This is a genomic window from Flavobacterium aquidurense (genome assembly GCF_002217195.1).
Lineage (GTDB): Bacteria > Bacteroidota > Bacteroidia > Flavobacteriales > Flavobacteriaceae > Flavobacterium > Flavobacterium frigidimaris.
Genome location: NZ_MUGR01000017.1, coordinates 1 through 21,521, shown reverse-complemented (window position 1 = coordinate 21,521; position 21,521 = coordinate 1). Strand labels below are relative to the sequence as shown.

The window sequence follows — 21,521 nt, the reverse complement described above, 5'->3', positions numbered from 1 at the left end:
ATGTTTCAAGTACTTACAAAAATATGTAAAGAAGATAACTTCTTATCATTGTCCGGAAACCTCGTGATAGCAGTTTTAGGACTTGGAGGCTTTGCTTTATTAGCAAGAAGTCTGGATCCTGAACACTTTGCTCAATGGGTAATATTTATTTCCGGAGGATCTCTGGTAGAAATGTTAAGATTTGGAATTACTAATAATGCTTTAGTTCGATTTTTATCCGGAGCATCAAAAGACAAAAGCGAGCAATTAATAGGATCTAATGTCCTTATCAGTCTGGTCAGCACAGTGAGCATTGCGATGGTTATGGTTGCTGCCAATATTTTTTTTAAAGAGATAATATCCAGCTCTCTATATCTATTGTTTTTTACCTGGTATCCGTTATTGGCTTTCATAAATCTTCCTTGGAATAATGCCATGATTGTTTTACAAGCCAAAATGGAATATGGAAAAATACTCTGGATTAAAACTTTAAATAGTGGATTATTTTTTTTGTTCCTGGTGATAAACAAAATAGTACTTAATTTTTCTATTGTACACCTGATATGGGTATTGTTACTAATAAACTTGCTTACTACTCTCATTTGTATTAGCAAGGGTTGGGATGGATTACTACATATTAGAAAAGCGAATAAGTCAACAAATGCAACTTTACTGAACTTTGGAAAATATAGCACTTTTACCTTAATAGGAACCAATTTATTAAGAAATGCTGATCTTCTAATTATCAGTATAAGTCCGTTAGGAGTTATGGCAGTAGCTTTATTCAGTATTCCCTTAAAATTAACCGAATTGCAGCAAATTCCTTTAAGAAGTTTTGCTGCTACAGCTTTTCCAAAAATGTCAAAAGCCAGCTTAAAAGGAAATATCAGCGAAGTTAAAAATCTGTTTTACAGCTACTGCGGCGCACTAACTTACTTATTTGTATTCATGTCTATTATCACATTTGCATTTGCTAGAGAATTTGTACTCCTTGTTTCCGGATCCCAATACTTAAACTCCAGCTCTAATGCATTTGATATCGTAACACTGGTTAGAATATTTTCCATCTATGGATTATTATTACCTATAGACCGAATGACCGGAATTGGTTTGGATAGCATGAATAAGCCACATATTAATGCCTTAAAAGTAATCATCATGTTAGGTATTAATGTTATAGGAGATCTTGTTGCTGTTTTCATTTTTAAATCTCTCGAAGCAGTTGCAATAGCTACTCTTTTGTTTACAACGGCCGGTATCGTTTTCGGAGCCTATTGTATCAATAAAGAGTTTGATTTTTCGACCATTGAAATTTTTAAAAGTGGGAATCGATTTTACTTAGCTATATGGAATCAATTTACCAAGTTAATAAATGAATTTAAATTTCTAAAAAATTAGTTATGAACTCATTTAATAATCATACTGATCCTTTTGAGGCAAATTCCGGATCTAATCGTCTCGCCAATCTCAATATATTTGCTACAATTTTTATAAGTACAATTCTAATTACTCTGCTAGTTAGTAAAACTGGAATTATTGGCTTGCTAGGTGTCATAGGATTAATTTTTGCAATTGTATTGATTTATACCATTTTTACTACCCCTAAATTAGGTATCATTCTACTCCTCTTCCTAGGCTTTTTTGTTACAGGACTCGCCAGATATGTCCCGTTAGCCTGGGGATTGTCTGTTGATGGGGTAATTATTCTAATTTATTTAGCTTTATTCTTTAAAGGTTTCGCTACCAAAATACCCTGGCATCAGGCAAAATCTCCTCTAACTCTTGTAATATCCATCTGGATGGGATATATAGTGCTGCAAATTGGAAATCCGGAGGCTCAAAGCAGGGAAGCCTGGTTTTATGCCATGCGAGGCGTAGCTTTGTATCAGTGGCTTTGTATACCATTATTATTTGTATTATTTAATAAGCAAAAGGACTTAAATACCTTTTTTATTGTATGGGGAATACTTTCTCTTCTTGGAACGCTTAAAGGTTTTCAGCAATTTCATTTTGGAGTAGATCCATTCGAACAAAGATGGCTGGATCAGGGTGGTGCAGAGACACATATTCTTTTTGGTAAATTAAGGGTCTTCTCTTTTTATTCAGATGCAGGGCAATTTGGGGCTTCACAAGGACATGCAGGAGTTGTATTTGGTATCTTGGCCTTACTCAAAAAAGGAAATTTTAAGCTCAAATCTTTTTTCATATTTGTTTCATTAGCAGGTTTTTTCGGAATGCTAATATCTGGAACCCGCGGTGCCATAGCTGTTCCTGCGATTGGCGGAATTATGTTTTTGATTCTTAAAAAAAATGCAAAAGTGCTTATTCTTGGAGGCATTCTTGGTATTGCAGTCTATGTGTTTTTTGCCCACACAACCATCGGTCAGGGAAATGCTGAAATACGAAGAATGAGAACCGCATTTGATCCCAACGAAGCTTCTCTTCAGGTACGATTAGAAAATCAAAGAAAATTAAAAGGATATTTAAGTACTCGCCCATTTGGTGGTGGTGTTGGAGCTACAGGTAACTGGGGCCAGCGTTTTACTCCCAATACATTTTTAGCCAATACCGCTACAGATAGCTGGTATGTAATGATATGGGCAGATAATGGTGCCGTTGGACTTACCTACTATCTCATTATGCTTTTTTTTATTCTGGGTACCGGAGCCTATAATGTCATGTATAAACTGAAGGATGACTGGCTAAAAGCGCAAATTGCAGCCTTAACTTGCGGAATGGCCGGAATTATGATGGCCTCTTATGGGAATGGTGTTTTCGGACAAATGCCAACTGGTATGCTAATGTACGTGAGTATGGTTTTTATGTTCATCGCGCCGAAAATAGAACAACAAAAAACTCCCATTCAACTGCACTAACCTTCTATCCATCGAAATATCTTATAACACCCTGTTTTGTAAACGTACGTTTGTATTATAAAATTTATTATTATGAACTATAGAAATTTAAACGACTTAAACACAACTATTCTTAAAAAGCTTTACTTAATTCCCAGAGATATTGATCTTGTAGTAGGAATTCCAAGAAGCGGAATGTTACCGGCCAATCTACTGGCATTATACCTAAATTTACCTTATACCGACATTCATTCTTTTATAAAGGGATATAGTTACAAATCTGGCGCAAGAAAACAATTTTTTAGTGAAAACGAATATAAAAAAATTTTAATAGTAGACGATAGTATCGCTTCTGGTTCTGCCTTACTAGAAAGTAAAAGAGATTTAGCGCATTTAGAATCAAAATTCGATATCAAATACTGTGTAATCTATTATACGCCCGAAAACGGACATTTAGCTGATTATGCTTTAGAAGCTGTACCCACACCAAGATATTTTCAATGGAACATCTTCAATCACACTACTTTGGAAAAAGCCTGTTTTGATATTGACGGCGTTCTTTGTTTAGATCCTTCTGATGAACAAAATGATGATGGTGTTCTATATCAATCTTTTTTGCTTAATGCGGCACCACTTTACATTCCTGGAAGTAAAATAGGAACTATTGTTACCTCCAGGCTTGAAAAATATAGAGTTGAAACAGAAACCTGGTTAAACAAAAACGGAATTGCCTATAATAAACTGGTAATGCTTGATTTGCCAGATATGAAAGCAAGACAAAAGGCAAATAACCATGCAGGGCATAAAGCAAAGGAATACCTGTATAGTAATTACAATTTATTTGTAGAAAGTGACCTGGAACAAGCCGCAGAAATTAACCGAATTACCAAAAAACCAGTTTTTTGTACGCAAAATTTTGAGATGGTCTACAATTCTGAATCAGTAGTATACAATCTTAAAAGCGGAAAACACCTTCCCTTTTTACGCCGTTTTGCCCTAAAAGTAAGAGATGGAATTAGAAAACGTAAAAAACTGTTAGAAAAAGGAGAATTGCAAAAACTTTTACAGCTATAAGCTGACACCATTTTTTTCTTAAAAATCACAATGTTCAACTTTATAATTCAAATGTTTATGCAGGCTATAGAAACTATTTTAAAAGGAATTGAGTACAGCGTTTATTGGTACTTTACAATGTCGTGTTTATATGTTTTGGTGTTTTCAATCGCTGGACATTTCTATAAAAAATATAGAGGTGTTACAGCTAAAGCACAAAGCAAAATTGCGGTATTTATACCCTCTTATAAAGAAGATTTTGTTATTGTTGAAGTAGCAAAGTCTGCATTAAAACAAAATTATGAATTCGAAAATTTTGATGTAGTCGTTGTAGCAGATTCCCTGAAACCTGCTACAATCCATAGTTTGAAATCATTACCTATAACTCTAATTGAAGTTTCTTTTGAGCAAAGTACAAAAGCAAAAGCCTTAAACAAAGCCATGCTGGAGCTGAATGAAGACTATGATTTTGCTGTGGTGCTGGATGCAGATAATATTATGGAACGTGATTTTTTGCTAAAAATGAATGATGCTTTTCGAAGTGGCTATCAAGTAGTACAGGGACGCAGGAAAGCAAAAAACCTAAATACGTCATTTGCCATACTTGATGGTGCCAGCGAAGAAATAAATAATCATATTTTTAGAAAAGGACACAGAGCGCTTGGTTTTTCATCGGGACTGATTGGTTCCGCAATGGGCTTTGAGTATACACTATTCAAATCAATGATGAAAACCGTAGACGCCATTGGAGGTTTTGATAAAGAATTAGAATTCAGGTTTGCAAAAAAAAGAACTACAATAGAATATTTAAATAATGCCGTTGTACTGGATGAAAAAATTCAAAAATCAACTGATTTTTCCAATCAAAGAAGAAGATGGTTGTCTACACAATTTATTTATTTAAAAAAATATTTTGGAACAGGCTGTAAAGAACTATTGGTAAAAGGAAACCTAAACTTTTTCGATAAGGTATTGCAGATGATTGTTCCGCCAAGAATTCTGCTTTTGGGGCTTACGTTTTTAATCGCAGCCGTTTATGGTTTACTCTCTTTTGGCTTTAATCTTTATTCAAATGTTTGGGTCTATGGGTGGTTTTTAAACTTGATTATGACAATTCTGGCTTTCTCTTTAGCACTGCCAAAATCATTTTATAATACAGCTACTTGTAAGGCACTATTTTCATTACCCTCTGCTTTTTTTAGAATGGCGCTCTTACTCTTTAAGCTTAAAGGTGCTAACAATAAATTTATTCACACTGCCCACGGAGCGGTACAAAACTAAAGAATCATGAGAATAGGTATAGAAGCCCAAAGATTGTTTCGTTCTCATAAACATGGCATGGACAGAGTAGCACTTGAATTAATTTTAAATCTTCAGGTTATAGATAAAGAAAATGACTATTTCATTTTCGTAAAACCAGACCAGGACAAGTCAGTAATTCAGCCTACAGCAAATTTTAAAATTGTTGAAATTCCTGGCGGTTCTTATCCATGGTGGGAACAGTTTAAATTGCCCAAGGCAGCCAAAGCCTATCATTGCGACTTGCTACACTGTACCAGTAATACAGCCCCTTATTCCAGAAAAACTCCTTTAATTACAACTCTTCATGATATTATCTACATGGAAGAAAGTCTATTAAAGTTATTACTCAATAAAGCTTCTCTATACCAAAAATTTGGTAATTTATACCGAAGAATTATTGTTGCAAAAGTCGTAAAGAATAGCAGTTGTATTATTACTGTTTCAAATTTCGAAAAACAAAATATTAATCATTTTTTCAAACTTAAAAACAAAAAAATTAAGACTATTCATAACGGAGTCAATCAAAAATTTACAATAAAAATGGATACTCATCATTTGAGTAAAGTAAAAACTAATTATAAACTTCCTGAAGATTACATATTGCATATTGCGAATAAAGATCCCAGAAAAAATACAAAAGGAGTATTAATAGCATTTAATGATTTTTTAAAAAAAGCAACTATTTCTTATCAACTTCTCCTGCTAGGTTATAAAGAAACCGACCTAAAAATAATTTTAAACGATATTGATGCTCAACATCTTCGCAAGCATATTATTTTGATTGAATATATTTCTGATGAAGATTTACCGGCAATCTACTATTTATCAAAACTGTTTTTATTTCCATCATTGAGAGAAGGATTTGGTATTCCGATTATAGAAGCCATGGCTTGCGGGGTGCCTGTGATTACATCTAACACCTCTTCTATGCCAGAAGTTGCGGGTGATGCGGCTCATATTATTGATCCAAATAACACAAAAGAGATTTGTAATGGAATGATAAAAATCGCATCTGATGTTAAATATAGAAATGAACTGATTCAAAAAGGACTGCTTCAAAGTAAAAAATTTTCATGGAACAGAATGGCGTTTCAAGTTTTAGAACAGTACAAACAATTGTATAACGAAATTAAAATCTAAGGTTATGATAAAAGGAAAAGACATTGTCATTATTGGTATTCAGCCATGGGACATTCAGATAGGAAGTAATTGTAAAAATATTGCACTCGAATTCGCAAAAGACAACCGCGTTCTATACATAAATCCTCCGATGGACCGGATCACCAAAATAAAACAAAAAGGGAATGAAAGAATTCAAAAACGCATAAGAATAGCAAAACGAGAAAGTGCAGATATTGAAAAAATAGCCCCTAATCTTTGGAATGTTTATCCAAAAACGACTATTGAATCTATAAATTGGGTGAGCTCTCACTTTATATTCAAAATGCTAAATAAGCGCAATACAAGATTTTTTTCAAATGATATTAAATCGGCCATTGCGAGATTAGGATTTTCAAATTTCATATTATTTAATGACAGTTCTATGTTTCTTGGGCTTCATTTAAAAGAAATGCTTCGTCCTCAGGTTTATGTATATTATATGCGGGATTATCTCGTAAAAGTACCTTACTGGCAAAAACATGGAGAACGAATCGAGCCAGAAGTTGTAAAAAAAGCAGATGTGCTTACAACCAATTCAGATTTTTTTGCCGATTTTGGCTTACAGTATAATCCAAATAGCTATATGGTAGGGCAAGGATGTGATATCTCTCATTTTAGCGATTATGATAATATGATAAAAGTGCCGGATGAATTTACAACTATCCCGTCTCCAGTAATTGGTTATGTGGGTTCGCTAACAACACTAAGACTTGATATTGCGCTTCTGGAATACATAGCGATTCAAAAAAAAAACTCGAGCATTGTTTTGGTTGGCCCCGAAGATCAGGATTTTAAAAAATCTAATTTGCACAAGTTGCCAAACGTGTATTTTCTGGGAAGTAAAGATCCATCGCAGCTTCCAAATTACGTTAAGGGCTTTGACGTGACTATGAATCCACAAATAACCAATAACCTTACCGTAGGAAATTATCCCAGAAAAATAGATGAATATTTAGCGATGGGAAAACCAGTAGTTGCAACTAAAACAAAAGCAATGTTGATGTTTGAAGATTGTGTTTATCTGGGTGATACCAAAGAAAGCTACATTAATTTAATAGAAAAGGCACTGCTAGAAAATTCTGATGAGCTCATAAAAAAAAGAATTAAAGTTGCTCAAAACCATACATGGACAAACAATGTTACTGCTATTTATGATGCCATAAAACAAGCTACTAAAAACAAAATAAAATGGGACTAAAAGAAAAAATAAAATCGAATGATCAGCTAAAAAACCTGGTGCATTGGTCTGTTCTTATTCCTAATCAGACCCGGCCAAGATTATGGATAAAGTACTTCATCAATCCGTTTTATCATAAAAAAGGAAAAGGAGCTATTATAAGAAGAAGAACACGCATGGATGTTGTTCCCTGGAATAGATTTGAATTAGGTATAAATTCAACTATTGAAGATTTTTCAGCAATTAACAATGGTGTTGGATCAGTGATTATTGGGAATCAGACAAAAATTGGTTTAAGCAATACCATTATAGGTCCTGTAACTATTGGAAATGATATTCGTTTAGCTCAAAACATAACGTTGTCAGGATTGAATCATAACTATGAAGATATTAGTATTCCTATTCATGAGCAAGGTGTTTCGACCGCACCAATTAGTATTGAAGACAATACCTGGATTGGAGCTAACGTGGTAGTTTTAGCCGGCGTCACTATTGGTAGACATTCTATTATAGCAGCTGGAAGTATCGTTACAAAAGATATTCCCCCCTACTCGGTTGCTGTAGGAAATCCAGCCAGAATTATAAAACAATACAACTTTGAAACCTCTAACTGGGAGAAAATTAAAAACTAAAGTCATGGAATTATTAAAACTACTTTTTTGGATGCTATTGTTTATCGTATTTTACACGTACATAGGTTATGGTATTTTGCTTTTTACAATTATCAAAGTAAGAAGGTTTTTCAAAATTGGTACAATCCAAAAGATCGATGATAGCTACGAGCCCGAAGTGACTTTGTTTATTGCAGCGTATAACGAAAAAGATTATATAGCATCTAAAATGAAAAACACTTTAGAGCTGCAATATCCTAAAGAAAAATTAAATATTGTCTGGGTCACCGATGGTTCTGACGATGGTACTCCAGAACTGCTTTGTAATTATCACAATACAACAGTACATCATTTGGATGCCAGAAATGGAAAAATTGGAGCAATGAATAGAGGAATGGAATTTGTAAAAACGCCAATTGTAGTATTCAGCGATGCAAATACGATGCTTGGTAAAGAATCTATAAAACGTATTGTTAGGTTATTTGGAAATGAAAAAGTAGGATGTGTGTCTGGCGAAAAAAGAATTTTTAATCACGATAGTGACTTTGCGTCTGCTGCAGGAGAAGGACTCTACTGGAAATATGAATCAACCTTGAAAAAATGGGATGCCGAATTATATTCGGTTGTTGGGGCAGCCGGTGAATTGTTTGCCATTAGAACAAAATTATACCGTCATGTTGAAAAAGATACTTTACTCGATGATTTTATTATTTCACTGCGAATAGCCCAGCAAGGATACACCATAAAATACGACTCGGAAGCATTTGCCATAGAGACAGCTTCTGCAAATGTAAAAGAGGAGTTAAAACGTAAAATAAGAATTTCAGCAGGAGGTATTCAATCAGTAGTCCGATTAAGGTCTTTATTGAATGTATTTAAATATGGTACACTTTCATTTCAATACATTTCACATCGGGTACTTCGTTGGACATTAGCACCTCTTTGCTTGTTTTTATTGATTCCGATTTCCTTTTTTCTGGCATACAAACCAGACATTCTGGAGCTTCAACTTTATTCCGTTTTGTTATGGTTACAGCTATTATTTTATTGTGCAGCGCTTTTAGGCTGGTTTTTAGAAAATAGGGCCACGCGAATAAAAGTGCTATTTGTTCCTTACTATTTCTTCATCATGAATCTTTCTGTAATCTTAGGTTTTGTTCGTTATATCAGAAATAACCAATCTGTTAATTGGGAAAGAGCTAAAAGAGCCAGTTAGAATTTTTAATTCATCAACAAAAAATAACTCAAAATTTAAAAAAAATGAAAACAGGAATCATCATCATTTGCTATAACAATGAATACGACATTGAGAAGGATCTTTGTATCAAATATATAAATGATGTTCAGGATGTTGAGTTCTGTTTAGTTAACAATAACAGTAAAGACAATACCTACGAACTCTTAAAAGATATAAGCGGAACATGCAAAAATGTCTCTGTAGTCAATATAAATAAATACAAAAGTAGTACATCAGCGATTAGAGCCGGAGCTAGATTTATGTTCAACGAATACAATTTAAAACAGCTCGGATTTATTACTACAAACACGTTTAATAAGTTTGAAAACTTAAGCATGCTACTGAAAGTCATTCAAGAGAATCAAATTGATATTTCAAAATATGATCAGAAGATTTTTTATACAAAAGAAACAAAACTAACCCTTTTTCAAAGCTTATTTCCTGTAATGGATTATTTAGCAAAAAGCAATTGAAACACTATTCTTAAAGATTAGCAGAATTAACTACTTTTATCCGTGAATATTGGATTTATTTCCCGGAATGACATCAATACAATTCGTGAAAAAAGAACATTTTCACATGCCGTTTACAAAAACTTTCATCAATTGTAAAATACTTTCAAATTCGTCTTCAGACTCAGGTGTAAAATTTAATAATTGATATTCATATTTATGCGCAATCTCGTAACTTTTATCAAGACTTAAAATAGATATTTTATGTTTTAATTTATGAACACAGTCTGCCGCTAGTTTGTAATCCCGATCTCCGATACTTTTATGGTATGCCGCTACTTCAAGTGGAAGTTCTTTTTTAATAATACTAATGATTTTTTGCTTAAATGTATCATCATCTCCACAGAGTTGGTCTATATAATCTAAATTAGGATGTTCCATAGTTTTTAGGTAAGGTAAAATAAAATGTTGTTCCAATGCTTTCTTCACTTTCAAGCCAGATCGAGCCTTTATAATACTCGATAATTTTGTTAACTATAGAAAGTCCTACTCCTGAATTTTGATTGTTACTTTCTAATTTTGTGAATATTTTAAAAATTTTATCGTGGTATTTTTCAGCGATTCCAATGCCATTGTCTTTAATATAAAATTCAAAATCCTGCTCTTTTTCTGTATAACCAATTTCAATTTTGCCATGTGCCTTGTCATTATAATGGATGCTATTTTCAATTAAATTTTGCATTAATTGCTTGAATCTCCAAGTATTCCCTTTTATTTTTGGTAAATCATTAACTATCAAAATTTCAATGTTTTTTGGAATATGAATCTCTCTCTTAATTTCATCAATCACCTGATTAAAGTCAATTAATCTTTCTTCAGATTCTAATTTGTCTACAGTAGAATAATCTAAAATTCCTTTGATGAGCAAATCCATTTTTTCTACATTCAACAATACCTGATTAAGCGAACTTAAGCAACTTTGACCCATTACGTCTCTATTGTCCTCAAGAACCCAATTAATCAAAGTATCTATATTTCTGAGTGGTGCTTTTAAATCATGAGAAACTGCATGAGCATATTCGTTAAGTTCCCTATTTTGATTTTCTAAACTTTTCAGCAATTCTTCTCTTTGCTTATTCATCGTTACAATTTCTATAGATTGCTTTTTTAAGAAATCAGACTGATTAAAATCTTTTTCATTACCCAATTTTTCAGCATCCAAATTCATAGAATTTAAAATCTCAGTTAAATTTGAATTTATTTCTTTTAAACTATTGGCTTCATCGCGTAGTTTTTTATTGGCTTCAAAAAGTTCATCAGAACTAATTTTCATCGCACGTTGCAACATGCTCATCTGATCCTCGTGATTATCATAAGATTCATTGACTGCCTGTAAAAAATGTTTTAAATCTTTTAAATGCTCAGGGTTTATAAATTTAGCAATTTGCCTTTTTAATAGCGTATTCATTATTCGCTTATTAGGGTTAAAGTCATAGTTTGGTTATGTAATTCACAAAAGGTATTATCACTAAACGGAGCCATTTCGCCATAAGAATAAAAGCCCGTAATCGCTACTTCATTTCCTATTATTTCCTGAACGTGCTCTATTTCCTCTTCAACCCGTTGATTCATAACTAATTTTCTTCCTACACAACTCACCAATAAGGCAAGTTGTGGCTGATTTTTTCTATTTTTCATCGCTAAAGTAGCCGCTTGCGATGCTCCCTCGGCAATAGCATCTACAGAAGCCATCATGAGTTGTACCTTGGCGTTTTCGGGTGCATCGCCGGCTAAAATCATCGACTGATCCTCGTTATTAATATTTAAAATAGTACGAACAACAGCTTTCGATTTACCTTCGGGCGTAACATTTAAAGGATATAGCAAAGAAGCTTGAGGTAACTGATCAGCCTTGTCTCCTAAATATTTTTTATACAAATTCAAAGCAGGCTGTCCATCGATTTCATACAATACATTGGCTTTTGATCGTGTAATAATTCTTTCCGGACCAAACGAGCTCCATCCACCAAAACTGGAAAACGAGATTTCTAGAGTTTCGCCATAAAAGCCAATTAAAACGACTTCTCCTTCTTTTGGATTTTCTTTATAAGAAGCTAATGTTTTCTCAAATTTTGCATCATCACCACACATACCTCCCGAGATAGGGACTTTATTTTGAATGCCATTTTCAAGGCCCTCAATAAGTGAACTTCCGTTTACGAAACTTCCTTCTGAAAGTACAAATAAATGCTTTAAATTCTCTTTCGTTATCTGTTGGTAAAGAGATTCTCCTAAAGCATTCGCATCTTTTTTATGATTAAAAATATTATCAGTTCTAATTTCAAAGCTGCTTTTTTCAAATTCAATAGCAGTAACTACGATAGAATCATCAAATACATTTGCATCAATAATTTCGCCTGCTGTAGAACCAAATACCAGATGTTCATAAGGAAACTCCTTTCTGACCGCTTCAATGACTTCCAGGCGTTCCAATTGCATTCGGTTTCCGAAAACAAGTACCAGCGGATTTTTTAATTCACCCTCTTTTTTCAGGTACTCCCAATTTTCATTCTTTTTTTTATAAGCTTGAATTATTTTCATAGTTTCTATCTTGGCAGTTTAATAAAAAAGGTAGTGCCTTTAGTGAGTTCACTTTCTATCCAAATTTTTCCGTTGTAATTTTTGACTATTTTTTTTACAATAGACAATCCAATACCTGTTGATCTTTTATTAGAACTAAAAGATTGAAACATTTCAAATATTTTTTCCTGATTCTCAGGAGCAATTCCAGGTCCGTTGTCTTTAACTGCAAAAACATAATACTTTTTTTCCTCTTCGCAACTTATTTCAATAATTCCCAGAGGCTTATCAATATAATTTACCGCGTTGCTAATAATATTTAAAAACAACTGTTGCATTCTAAATCGTTCTGCCTTAATTGTTGGCAATTCATTTTTTACCACAACCTGAATGTTCTTTGGTATATGAATAATATCAATTATTTTGCTTATTTCAAGATTTAAATTGATATTTTCAGTAATCATTTCAATATCATCTACTTTAGAATACGTTAGAATTCCTTCAATCAAATGATCCATTTTCTCCACTTTGTCTTCTATCATATCAAGATATTGTGCCGTTTGTGCATTAAACTCTTTATGATTGTCCTCTTTTATCCATGTAACTAAAGAATGTATGCTTCGCAGAGGTGACTTTAAATCATGTGATACAATTTGAGCATAATCATTGAGCTGTTCGTTCTGTTTTTCTAATTTTTTAAGCAAATCTTCTTTTTGCAATTCCAGACTTTTTTGTTGAGTTATGTCTAAATGTATTCCTATTGAACCAATTACTTCACCATTGACATTATAATTGGGCGCACCACTAATTAGCCAGTGTCTTGTTTCTCCTTTTTTATTAATAGAAGTTACTTCATACGAATCCGACTTACCCTTAACGCGCTCTTTATTTTTAAAAGTAACTAATTTTTTATCCTCAGGATGAAGCAAAATTTCAGATGCTTTGTTGCCTAACAAATCAATCAAAGAGAAACCGCTCATATCACAAAATGACTGATTAGCCAATTGTATGATATCATCCTTATCTACTTCCAATAAGCCCATATTCATATTGGCAATAATATTTCTATATTTTTCTTTTTCTCCTTCCAGGCTTTCTTTGTACTTTTTTTTGATGGTAATGTCTTCAAAACTCCACAAATTGCCGTCGTTTTTGTTGCCTTTGGCTATCGGAATAAAACTCCTTTCGTACACGCGTCCATCAGCCAATTCAATCTCTTCAGAAAAAACATTTTTTTTGTTTCTTAAAATTTCTTCCACTCTCTCAATAAACTCATTTGGCCTTTTAAAAAAGTATTTATTTTCTTCAGTTGCCATTTTAAAGTCAAGACCTCTCATTTCCCCCGGTTCTCCTTTAAAATCAAATAAATTACAAAATTGTTTATTTGCAATTAGCACCTTTCTATTCTCATCTTCTAATAAAATACCCGACTGAAGATTGGTTATTAAAGAAGTCAAACGATTTTCAGAATCTCTAAGCTGTTGATTGAATTCTTTTTCCTGACTAATGTTTTCTTCAATAGCGAAAAACTTAATAACTTCTCCCTGTTTGTTATGCAATGCTTGCCCTTGTATCCGAACCCAGTATTTTTCTTTAAATTTTGTATAATTTAAGACCTCGCAATTAAAAGGAAGTCCTTGTTTTATTTGATTCTTTAAATAAGCTATAGTTTCTTTATCAGTTGATTCGCCTTGCAATAAATGACCAGGACTGTGACCAATCAACTCTTCATTGGAGTAGCCGGTCATTTTGGTAAAACTGCTATTAGCCCACTCTATTTTACCTTCTTTGTCGCAAATAATCACGGCGCTAATATTTTTATCTGCAATTGAAGAAAGTAACAAAAGCTGTTCTTCTTTTTGTTTGTCTTCTGAAATATCTTCAATCATTGCAAAATACTGAATAACTTTTTGGGAGAAATCCACAATGGGCTGTCCCACTGTTTTAGACCAAAAGGTACCACCGTTTTTTTTAGCATGTAAAATTTCTACTTCAAAAGTATTTCCCTCGTAAAAAGCACTGATCATTCTGCGTATTTCATCTTTACTCGATAAAGGATCCGAACCTACTTCAACAGGTGTTTTACCAATAATTTCATCGTACTTATATCCTGTCAATTTAAGATAAGCATCATTACACCAAAATATCTTTCCGTCGGCATGCGTAAATACAATACCGTTTTTATTGGTTTTTGCTACCAAGGACAACTTATTTAACTCTTCCTGATTTCTTTTTTGTTCTGTGATATCGCGTCCATAGATATTAACATAGCGTTCCTCCTGCAAACTTTTGCAAACAAAGGAGTAACACTTACCATTGCTCTCTGCCTCAAACATCCATCTTTCTTTTGTTTTATCTATTTTATGTACGATGAATTTAAAAAAGGCCTCAAATTCATATTCAATTCCGTTATATGTAAGTTTTCTTAAATCCTGTGCTACTGAATTCATTTTTAATAAATGCCCGGCAAAATCAATGCGAATTAATGGATCCGGATTTTGAGCAGCAAATAGTGCAATATCAAGAATTTCCTGACTGACATCTTGGCGATTATTGATTAAATCAAGTAAAAGTAATGATGGATTGGATTGCATAAAATCAAAAAAAGAAATTTCTTTTTCTTCAAAATTATGTACAGAATTATGCCAGAGGTTCCCTAAAAATAAATAGCCATCAGCATAGTTTTGAAATTGTCCCTGAAGGAAAATTTTCTCTTGACTTGATTTGATTATAACGAATTGATTTGTGACTTTATAAAAATTGTCACTATTTAGATCTTCAATAAATGGTTTGGTAATGGTAAATGAATGCAAGAAATAGTCATTGTTTTTTAATTCAGGAAGCACCTTTACCAAACTTTCACCTTTGTTTTTGATAAGTAAGTTCTGGTCTAATAAAACATTAAAAGGGAAAATCCTATTGAATGTTTCACTATCAAAATGAAATTGAGATTTTTCCATGCTGTTACCTCCTTAATTTTAAAAATTTCATGAATAAGGCATCAGTATAACACTCTCCTATTTCGAATGTTTTCGTTACCAAAAAGTAGCTCAGACCACTACTAAACCGAACTCAAATTCCAGCTATTCAACTTTTTAGAATTGTAACGTAAATTACTACATTTTTTCTTAAACTACAAATTCAGAAAAAAAAATATTATTCATTTTTATTACTGCGAAATTAATTCATTAGTGCTCCAGTAATCGAGTATTTTTTTTATTCTATCTACATAATCCTCATACTTCAAAGGTTTTAAAATGTAACCCGCAATACCTATTTTATAAGACTCCATAACATCTCTATGATTATTAGAAGTGGTTAAGATGATTGCTGGAATGTATTTTAAGACATCATCCGTTTTTAAAATAGTCAAAAATTCGATTCCGTTTAACTTAGGCATATTAAGGTCTAAAATAATAATGTCTGGTATTGTTTCTTTCCTTTTTAATACATCAACTGCTTCCTCTCCATTATTTGCTTCAATAATGCGATGGTTGAGCTGTAAACTTTTTAAAACTCTATTGAATTTCATTACTTCAATTGCATCATCTTCTATCAATAATATATTTAACGATTTTGCCATTTTCTAATTTTTAAATTTTGATGCATGTTTATCCAAATTCAAATGTATTTCATTCCCTTTGGAGTAAGAGCTATTTTTCGTCAAATCATAGTAAAGTATAGACAACTGGAAAAAAAGTATCGATGAATGGTATTTATCCCATCCATAAAAAGTATACTAAAACAACTAAAAACGAAATTCAAAAAGATCTTAAACTTCAATATTTTTTTGCACTGGATAGCAATTGGATATTATTTTTGAGATTTCTTAATAGATGTAAAATCCTTAATAAATATATTACGTCAACTAAATATAAAAAAATCAAAAAAATACTTCACTTTCCTTGCTAATATCCATTTATCGATACATACTTCGTAATCAACTACAGATCAAATGTAAATATTGATTTTTCATCGACAGTAAACTGCCATTCATCGAAAAACAAAAAACAAATCTTACAATCGTATTAGATTTGTAACAGAATTAAGACCTAAAAAGATAATTATTACCAAAAATAAAATAACAAATTCAACAGTGATTATCATTTCATTACCTGACATTCCTGATTTATTAAGTTCTTAAAAAAAATTATTAACAAGAAATGAAGTTTCATTCAAATACCACTGGAAAATGAAAATAGCCATTGGTTTCGCAAACACAATTGCTATAGGAATCAAATCTAAGCAATATTTAGTATTATCAATGATCATTATTTCTATTGAAAGGGTCTAGGAACCAAAAACACATAGTGAAGCAAACACTTTGATGATGAGTTTTTTAGCTATCTCATTGATGGGAATGGCACTATAAATTATTAATAAATAAAAAAGAAAATTTTATTCCATACATATCAAAACCGATAAATTATCACAAGTTATAGTATCAAGCAACTATTTTTTGCGAGTTATCTGAAAAATGACAGGCTAAAAATATTTTTTGTTTCATTTTTATCGCTACAATTATCCTGTTTTGCTTAAATATTGTTCCACTATTGCAGTTACTTCCAGAATTACATTGCCATTTATTGTTGGACTTTTGCCATTTTAAAAATCAATTTTGAAATTGCCTACATCTTCAAAAAAGACTTGCTAAGTACCAAAAACATGACCTGATTTTTTACCCGGGCTTTTATCCAAATAAAAATCAGCAAAAAGGCGATGTAATTCTAGTGAAGTGCTATTTTTCTAATACACAAACAAACTTTTGATCCTAATTTAATTAAAGTAAAAGGAAAGTACTTCTTGTGGCTAGGATAAAATCTTCGGCAAAAAAATGCATTGATAATCTTTTTATCATCTATAAAAAATTTAGCAATTGTGCAATTTTGGTAAAACAAAACAAAAACAAGCACCTTTTTTATTGTCTTCCCTATTCTTTAAATAGATAGTACCTCCTACTCGATCTAATATGGCTTTTATTGTTGACAAACCAATACCAGCATTCTTACCATATTTTGAACTAACCGTTTCAAATAATTCAAATACTTTTCCCCAATAGTCTTCGGGTATACCTGGACCATCATCTTCATAAACAAAAGAATAACTCGTTTCGTTTTCTGCTATTAATATCCAAACATTACATTCATCTCTGTCGGTATGTTTTACCGTATTTGATAAAAGATTTTGAATGATTTGAACAAAACCGATTTTTGAATGCCTTATGACGGTATCACAATTCCTGTAATGGATATGCGTCTCAATATTTAAAGCACCATTGTCAACTATATATTGAATAGTACTTTTGACATTAAAATCTTCAAAACAAATTTGATCGTTACTAACTTTTGTATATTCTAAAATACCATTAATTAAAAAATCCATGTATTCATTGCGAGAATAAATCAAATCAATACAAGCTTCTAATTCTGTGTTTTTGATAATTGTTTCATGATCTTCTTTTATAAAAACTAATAACGAATTTATGCCTCGAATTGGGACTTTTAAATCATGAGTAAGACGATGGGCAAAGTGGTTCAACTGCACATTTTTTTTCATAATTTCATCATTCAAATCCTCTAAAATTCTATTTTTTTTGCGAAGTTCAAGTTGCGAAATCACTTGATTGGCCAATGCTTTTAACGATTCTTTTTGGCTCTCTGTAAGACCTTCTCTTGGTTTTGTATCTATAACACAAAGCGTACCTAAAGAATAGCCCTCCTTAGTATTTAAAGGAGCTCCTGCATAAAATATTACGTTCGGGTCTTTAGTCGTTAACGGATTATCATGAAACCGTACGTCTTTAGTAGCATCTGGAATAATAAATAATTCATCAGGCGTATTTATTGCATGTGCACAAAAAGCAAAATCCCTGGGAGTTTCGGTCGCATTTAAGCCATGATGCGATTTAAACCATTGTCGATTATGATCAACTAAAGTTACCAATGCAATGGGAGTACCACAAATTTCTGCCGCTATTTTGGTCAAGGCATCATACTCTTCTTCGGGTAATGTATCTAGTATTTTATAAGCATCTAAGGATTCGAAACGAAGATCTTCATTATCAGGAATTTCGGGTTTATGCATATAAATAAATTTTATTTGTTTTTTTTTAAACAAAATAAAACTATGTAATGAAGTTCTATTTATTTCACTTATAAATCTAACCAATTTTACTTAATAATATACATGATTATTCAAAAATTAACTTACAAAAAAAGATCTGTTACTACGTCTAACTATTAAGATAAAAAAATAGAGCAACAAAAAACTCCCATTCACCTATACTAAACTTCCATCCATCGAAATATCTTATAACGCCCTATTTTGTAAACGTATGTTTGTACTATAAAATTTATTATTGTCAACTATAGAAATCTAAACGACTTAAAAATACCGTTCTGATTTAAAAGCTTTTGGGAATATAATTCCTTAATAAGACAATATTAAACCATTTTAGAAATCGTAGTACATCGTGAATTTCTTTCTCTACTTATTTAAATAAATAGTAATACCAAACTAATATGAAAATAATAAAAACAAAAATCGGAATTACATTTAGTACTTTTGATTTACTTCATGCCGGACATGTAAGAATGCTCGAAGAAGCAAAATCATATTGTAGCTACTTAATCGTGGGATTACAAACGGATCCCACAATTGACAGACCTGAAAAAAATAAACCTACACAATCTGTTGTAGAAAGATACATTCAACTTAAAGCCTGCAAATTTGTCGATGAAATTATTCCGTATGCTACCGAGCAGGACCTTGAAGATATACTTCAGGCTTTACCTATTGATATAAGAATTTTAGGCGATGAATATAAAAACATAAATTTTACAGGACGTGAATATTGCCAGAAAATGAAGATCCAGCTTATATTCAACAAGCGCAATCATCGCTTTTCAAGCAGCGGTTTAAGAAAAGAAGTTTACCAACATGAATGCCTGAAGATTGTTTATTTACCTTAACTGTTTTAAAGCATCATTCAGCTGTAGTTCCTTCTGAAAATATTTTTTTTTACAATGAGTCAATTGTGTGCTGCAAGGCAAATTCATGTTCCTAAAGAAAAATTCAATAGAAGAGAGAAAACAACAATCTTTTAGAAAGCTAGGTTTTCAAATTGAAAAAATATAATTAGCCAACTTAAGCAATTCTATAATTAGTATTTCGGTTTACATTATTTTACAGGAACTAAACAGCCCTCACAAAAAAGAAATTTTATTTCATAAACTGAGTAAAAAAAGACAAAGATTAACTTAACCTAAGTAACATATATTTATAATCTAAAAATTTACAACACTATGGAATCAACCTGGATTATATTAACATTCACTGATGCTGTTGTATTAATCATGATGATTTATATTTTCAGACAAAACAAAATAGACAGAAAAACTTACGAAAAAGATCTAAACAGACCCACCAATCTTTATGAGGACGAATCTGAAATAAATGATGTACTGTAAAATGAATCGTATTTTATATTTAATAAGCAGGTTCTGTCACATCTGTCTGAATCAAATATAAGAATTTAAGTAATTTAAAAGTTAACCCGCCAATTTACAGAAGGATTTAAACATAGTTTTCCAGGGATTAACCATCTGATTCTTCCGAAGCATATGCACAACTTCAATTCCACTCAATGTTCGTCTGGCCGATTCAAAACTTTTAAAACCTAATCCGTTTTGTATGCGCCACTTGATAAAACGATGATCCTGTTCTACAATATTGTTGAGATATTTACACTGCCGGATTTTAATCCTTGAGAACGAACGCTTATTATAAACTTTGATAGCGGCAGTATTATAACCGCTTTTATCAATGTTTATTACTCTTGGCTGGCAGTTATTACTAATTGCTTTAATTAGAAATGACTGAGCACTCATTCTCCGTCTTTTTCTGGTCAAAAGAAAGTCAACCGTATTTCCTAATTTATCTACTGCTCGATATAAATAACACCAAATACCTTTTACTTTGATATAGGTCTCATCCAATCTCCAGCTCGCTCCCACTCTGCCTTTTCTTTTCTTCATCTCTGCCTCAAGCAAAGGTGTAAACTTATAAACCCAACGCTGAATTGTGGCATGATCCACATGCACTCCTCTAATTTTCATTATTTCCTCAACATCACGGTAACTAAGTGTAAATCTTAATTTAAAATACACTGCCTGAAGAATGATATATTTTGGATAACAATGACCATTAGTATTCATTTTTTGATGAGTTTGAAATTATAAAGATAAAGTTATTCCCAAATGCGACAGAACCTTATTAACTTGCTATAATGGGTTATACAACAATTTTTCATATTGACAACGACGACGATATTTTCTTTTTTGCTGCGGCAATAGAGCACATATCAGCTTCAGCAAATTGTTTTTCGTTCACCAATGCTGCCAAAGCAATGCTGGAGTTTGTGGCAGAATCGTGGCACAGAATTTTGAAAATAAGAATGCCAGAGCCCGCGGGGAATTACAAAAAATAGTTTTAAGTTGTTATATTTTTTTTTCAGGCTTTTCAGATATAATTATCTTTTGCAGGGAATTAAAAAGCTTTCTAAAATTCGCACGCTTCTTCAAAAACTGCACTCTCTTGAATTTAGTCACTGCTTCCTGTAGCATATGTCCTGAATTTCGAGAATAAAGTACAATTGGAATTCTTTTTAGACCTTTAATATCTCTAAGTAATTTAAGAAATCCAGTTCCATCAAGATCTAGCATGTTATAATCCAAGAAAATTATATCGGGTGATAATTTTGAATTCTGAAGCTTTTTTAGAGCTTCAAGTGCACTACCTTCTACTGATGACCTAATTTTATGATTAATTGCATTCACGACTAATACAAAAGTCTCTGCATCATCGTTAATATCGTTGACTAATAATATATTTTTGTATTTCATTCCCAAACTAAATTTTACAGCAAAAAAATTCTAATTTAAGCCAGTTATTGTCTTTAAATTCTGTGCAATTTTATTACAAAATAAAACTATATCAAAGAGCAATAATGCTAATTTGTAACAACTCTGAAAAACTTTGTAATAACTTACGGTCTATATTTTTAATTGATAAATACCCTAGCCCCGATAGCAGTCTACCGTCTGGACACATCTT

At 32.1% G+C, this 21,521-nt stretch carries 20 protein-coding genes; 12 read left to right on the top strand and 8 right to left on the bottom strand.

Annotation, left to right across the window (positions count from 1 at the left end):
• The 9 genes from B0A67_RS09210 to B0A67_RS09170 all read left to right on the top strand — a co-directional run bounded on the left by B0A67_RS09210 (position 1) and on the right by B0A67_RS09170 (position 9,848).
• Positions 1-1,377, top strand: a complete 1,377-nt coding sequence (locus B0A67_RS09210; RefSeq protein ID WP_072964562.1) for a lipopolysaccharide biosynthesis protein — start codon at positions 1-3, stop codon at positions 1,375-1,377.
• A 2-nt stretch (positions 1,378-1,379) separates the two neighbouring features.
• Positions 1,380-2,855 (top strand): O-antigen ligase family protein, encoded by a 1,476-nt coding sequence (locus B0A67_RS09205; RefSeq protein WP_072964563.1) that lies wholly within the window; start codon positions 1,380-1,382, stop codon positions 2,853-2,855.
• 72 nt (positions 2,856-2,927) lie between these two features.
• Complete coding sequence (locus tag B0A67_RS09200) at positions 2,928-3,908, top strand: phosphoribosyltransferase family protein (protein ID WP_072964564.1); 981 nt, start codon at positions 2,928-2,930, stop codon at positions 3,906-3,908.
• Between the two features lie 30 nt (positions 3,909-3,938).
• The gene (locus B0A67_RS09195; protein ID WP_207557323.1) at positions 3,939-5,168 is read left to right on the top strand and encodes a glycosyltransferase; all 1,230 of its coding nucleotides are present in this window, start codon (positions 3,939-3,941) and stop codon (positions 5,166-5,168) included.
• 6 nt (positions 5,169-5,174) lie between these two features.
• Entirely contained in the window at positions 5,175-6,329 is a 1,155-nt protein-coding gene (locus B0A67_RS09190) for a glycosyltransferase family 4 protein (RefSeq protein ID WP_072964565.1), read from the top strand.
• A gap of 4 nt (positions 6,330-6,333) precedes the next feature.
• On the top strand, positions 6,334-7,548 hold the full coding sequence (locus B0A67_RS09185) for a glycosyltransferase (protein ID WP_072964566.1): 1,215 nt from the start codon (positions 6,334-6,336) through the stop codon (positions 7,546-7,548).
• Complete coding sequence (locus tag B0A67_RS09180) at positions 7,539-8,159, top strand: acyltransferase (protein WP_072964567.1); 621 nt, start codon at positions 7,539-7,541, stop codon at positions 8,157-8,159. The genes B0A67_RS09185 and B0A67_RS09180 overlap by 10 nt, the downstream gene beginning before the upstream one ends.
• Positions 8,160-8,163: 4 nt before the next feature.
• Entirely contained in the window at positions 8,164-9,354 is a 1,191-nt protein-coding gene (locus tag B0A67_RS09175; protein ID WP_072964568.1) for a glycosyltransferase family 2 protein, read from the top strand.
• Between the two features lie 44 nt (positions 9,355-9,398).
• Positions 9,399-9,848 (top strand): glycosyltransferase, encoded by a 450-nt coding sequence (locus B0A67_RS09170; protein ID WP_072964569.1) that lies wholly within the window; start codon positions 9,399-9,401, stop codon positions 9,846-9,848.
• A gap of 102 nt (positions 9,849-9,950) precedes the next feature.
• On the opposite strand, the gene B0A67_RS09165 is transcribed toward B0A67_RS09170, so the two are convergent.
• The 6 genes from B0A67_RS09165 to B0A67_RS09140 all read right to left on the bottom strand — a co-directional run bounded on the left by B0A67_RS09165 (position 9,951) and on the right by B0A67_RS09140 (position 18,491).
• A complete protein-coding gene (locus B0A67_RS09165; protein WP_072964570.1) occupies positions 9,951-10,268 on the bottom strand; it encodes a hypothetical protein in 318 nt (105 codons plus the stop codon).
• Positions 10,255-11,295 carry a sensor histidine kinase gene (locus tag B0A67_RS09160; protein ID WP_072964571.1) on the bottom strand — a complete coding sequence of 347 codons (1,041 nt, stop codon included), beginning with the start codon at positions 11,293-11,295 and terminating at the stop codon, positions 10,255-10,257. The genes B0A67_RS09165 and B0A67_RS09160 overlap by 14 nt, the downstream gene beginning before the upstream one ends.
• Entirely contained in the window at positions 11,295-12,428 is a 1,134-nt protein-coding gene (locus B0A67_RS09155) for an FIST signal transduction protein (RefSeq protein ID WP_072964572.1), read from the bottom strand. Before B0A67_RS09155 ends, B0A67_RS09160 begins: the two co-directional genes overlap by 1 nt.
• A gap of 5 nt (positions 12,429-12,433) precedes the next feature.
• The gene (locus tag B0A67_RS09150) at positions 12,434-15,367 is read right to left on the bottom strand and encodes a PAS domain S-box protein (RefSeq protein WP_072964573.1); all 2,934 of its coding nucleotides are present in this window, start codon (positions 15,365-15,367) and stop codon (positions 12,434-12,436) included.
• 209 nt (positions 15,368-15,576) lie between these two features.
• Positions 15,577-15,990, bottom strand: a complete 414-nt coding sequence (locus B0A67_RS09145; RefSeq protein ID WP_072964574.1) for a response regulator — start codon at positions 15,988-15,990, stop codon at positions 15,577-15,579.
• 1,286 nt (positions 15,991-17,276) lie between these two features.
• Positions 17,277-18,491 (bottom strand): sensor histidine kinase, encoded by a 1,215-nt coding sequence (locus B0A67_RS09140; RefSeq protein WP_072964575.1) that lies wholly within the window; start codon positions 18,489-18,491, stop codon positions 17,277-17,279.
• Between the two features lie 437 nt (positions 18,492-18,928).
• Between B0A67_RS09140 and B0A67_RS09135 the strand changes: the two genes are divergently transcribed.
• Positions 18,929-19,378, top strand: coding sequence for an adenylyltransferase/cytidyltransferase family protein (locus B0A67_RS09135; RefSeq protein WP_072964576.1), 450 nt, complete (start codon positions 18,929-18,931; stop codon positions 19,376-19,378).
• A 333-nt stretch (positions 19,379-19,711) separates the two neighbouring features.
• A complete protein-coding gene (locus tag B0A67_RS24960; protein WP_207557322.1) occupies positions 19,712-19,876 on the top strand; it encodes a hypothetical protein in 165 nt (54 codons plus the stop codon).
• Between the two features lie 81 nt (positions 19,877-19,957).
• Here the strand turns inward: B0A67_RS24960 and B0A67_RS09130 are convergent, their stop codons facing one another.
• The gene (locus B0A67_RS09130; RefSeq protein ID WP_072964577.1) at positions 19,958-20,623 is read right to left on the bottom strand and encodes an IS6 family transposase; all 666 of its coding nucleotides are present in this window, start codon (positions 20,621-20,623) and stop codon (positions 19,958-19,960) included.
• A 71-nt stretch (positions 20,624-20,694) separates the two neighbouring features.
• On the opposite strand from B0A67_RS09130, the gene B0A67_RS09125 reads away from it, so the two are divergent.
• Entirely contained in the window at positions 20,695-20,895 is a 201-nt protein-coding gene (locus B0A67_RS09125) for a hypothetical protein (protein WP_072964578.1), read from the top strand.
• Positions 20,896-20,905: 10 nt separating this feature from the next.
• On the opposite strand, the gene B0A67_RS09120 is transcribed toward B0A67_RS09125, so the two are convergent.
• On the bottom strand, positions 20,906-21,310 hold the full coding sequence (locus B0A67_RS09120) for a response regulator (RefSeq protein WP_072964579.1): 405 nt from the start codon (positions 21,308-21,310) through the stop codon (positions 20,906-20,908).
• Positions 21,311-21,521: the final 211 nt, after the last annotated feature.

Bases quoted from the DNA above. Each gene is read 5' to 3' on its own strand.
- B0A67_RS09210 (WP_072964562.1), top strand. From the start codon at position 1: ATGTTTCAAGTACTTACAAAAATATGTAAAGAAGATAACTTCTTATCA.
- B0A67_RS09205 (WP_072964563.1), top strand. From the start codon at position 1,380: ATGAACTCATTTAATAATCATACTGATCCTTTTGAGGCAAATTCCGGA.
- B0A67_RS09200 (WP_072964564.1), top strand. From the start codon at position 2,928: ATGAACTATAGAAATTTAAACGACTTAAACACAACTATTCTTAAAAAG.
- B0A67_RS09195 (WP_207557323.1), top strand. From the start codon at position 3,939: ATGTTCAACTTTATAATTCAAATGTTTATGCAGGCTATAGAAACTATT.
- B0A67_RS09190 (WP_072964565.1), top strand. From the start codon at position 5,175: ATGAGAATAGGTATAGAAGCCCAAAGATTGTTTCGTTCTCATAAACAT.
- B0A67_RS09185 (WP_072964566.1), top strand. From the start codon at position 6,334: ATGATAAAAGGAAAAGACATTGTCATTATTGGTATTCAGCCATGGGAC.
- B0A67_RS09180 (WP_072964567.1), top strand. From the start codon at position 7,539: ATGGGACTAAAAGAAAAAATAAAATCGAATGATCAGCTAAAAAACCTG.
- B0A67_RS09175 (WP_072964568.1), top strand. From the start codon at position 8,164: ATGGAATTATTAAAACTACTTTTTTGGATGCTATTGTTTATCGTATTT.
- B0A67_RS09170 (WP_072964569.1), top strand. From the start codon at position 9,399: ATGAAAACAGGAATCATCATCATTTGCTATAACAATGAATACGACATT.
- B0A67_RS09165 (WP_072964570.1), bottom strand. From the start codon at position 10,268: ATGGAACATCCTAATTTAGATTATATAGACCAACTCTGTGGAGATGAT.
- B0A67_RS09160 (WP_072964571.1), bottom strand. From the start codon at position 11,295: ATGAATACGCTATTAAAAAGGCAAATTGCTAAATTTATAAACCCTGAG.
- B0A67_RS09155 (WP_072964572.1), bottom strand. From the start codon at position 12,428: ATGAAAATAATTCAAGCTTATAAAAAAAAGAATGAAAATTGGGAGTAC.
- B0A67_RS09150 (WP_072964573.1), bottom strand. From the start codon at position 15,367: ATGGAAAAATCTCAATTTCATTTTGATAGTGAAACATTCAATAGGATT.
- B0A67_RS09145 (WP_072964574.1), bottom strand. From the start codon at position 15,990: ATGGCAAAATCGTTAAATATATTATTGATAGAAGATGATGCAATTGAA.
- B0A67_RS09140 (WP_072964575.1), bottom strand. From the start codon at position 18,491: ATGCATAAACCCGAAATTCCTGATAATGAAGATCTTCGTTTCGAATCC.
- B0A67_RS09135 (WP_072964576.1), top strand. From the start codon at position 18,929: ATGAAAATAATAAAAACAAAAATCGGAATTACATTTAGTACTTTTGAT.
- B0A67_RS24960 (WP_207557322.1), top strand. From the start codon at position 19,712: ATGGAATCAACCTGGATTATATTAACATTCACTGATGCTGTTGTATTA.
- B0A67_RS09130 (WP_072964577.1), bottom strand. From the start codon at position 20,623: ATGAATACTAATGGTCATTGTTATCCAAAATATATCATTCTTCAGGCA.
- B0A67_RS09125 (WP_072964578.1), top strand. From the start codon at position 20,695: ATGGGTTATACAACAATTTTTCATATTGACAACGACGACGATATTTTC.
- B0A67_RS09120 (WP_072964579.1), bottom strand. From the start codon at position 21,310: ATGAAATACAAAAATATATTATTAGTCAACGATATTAACGATGATGCA.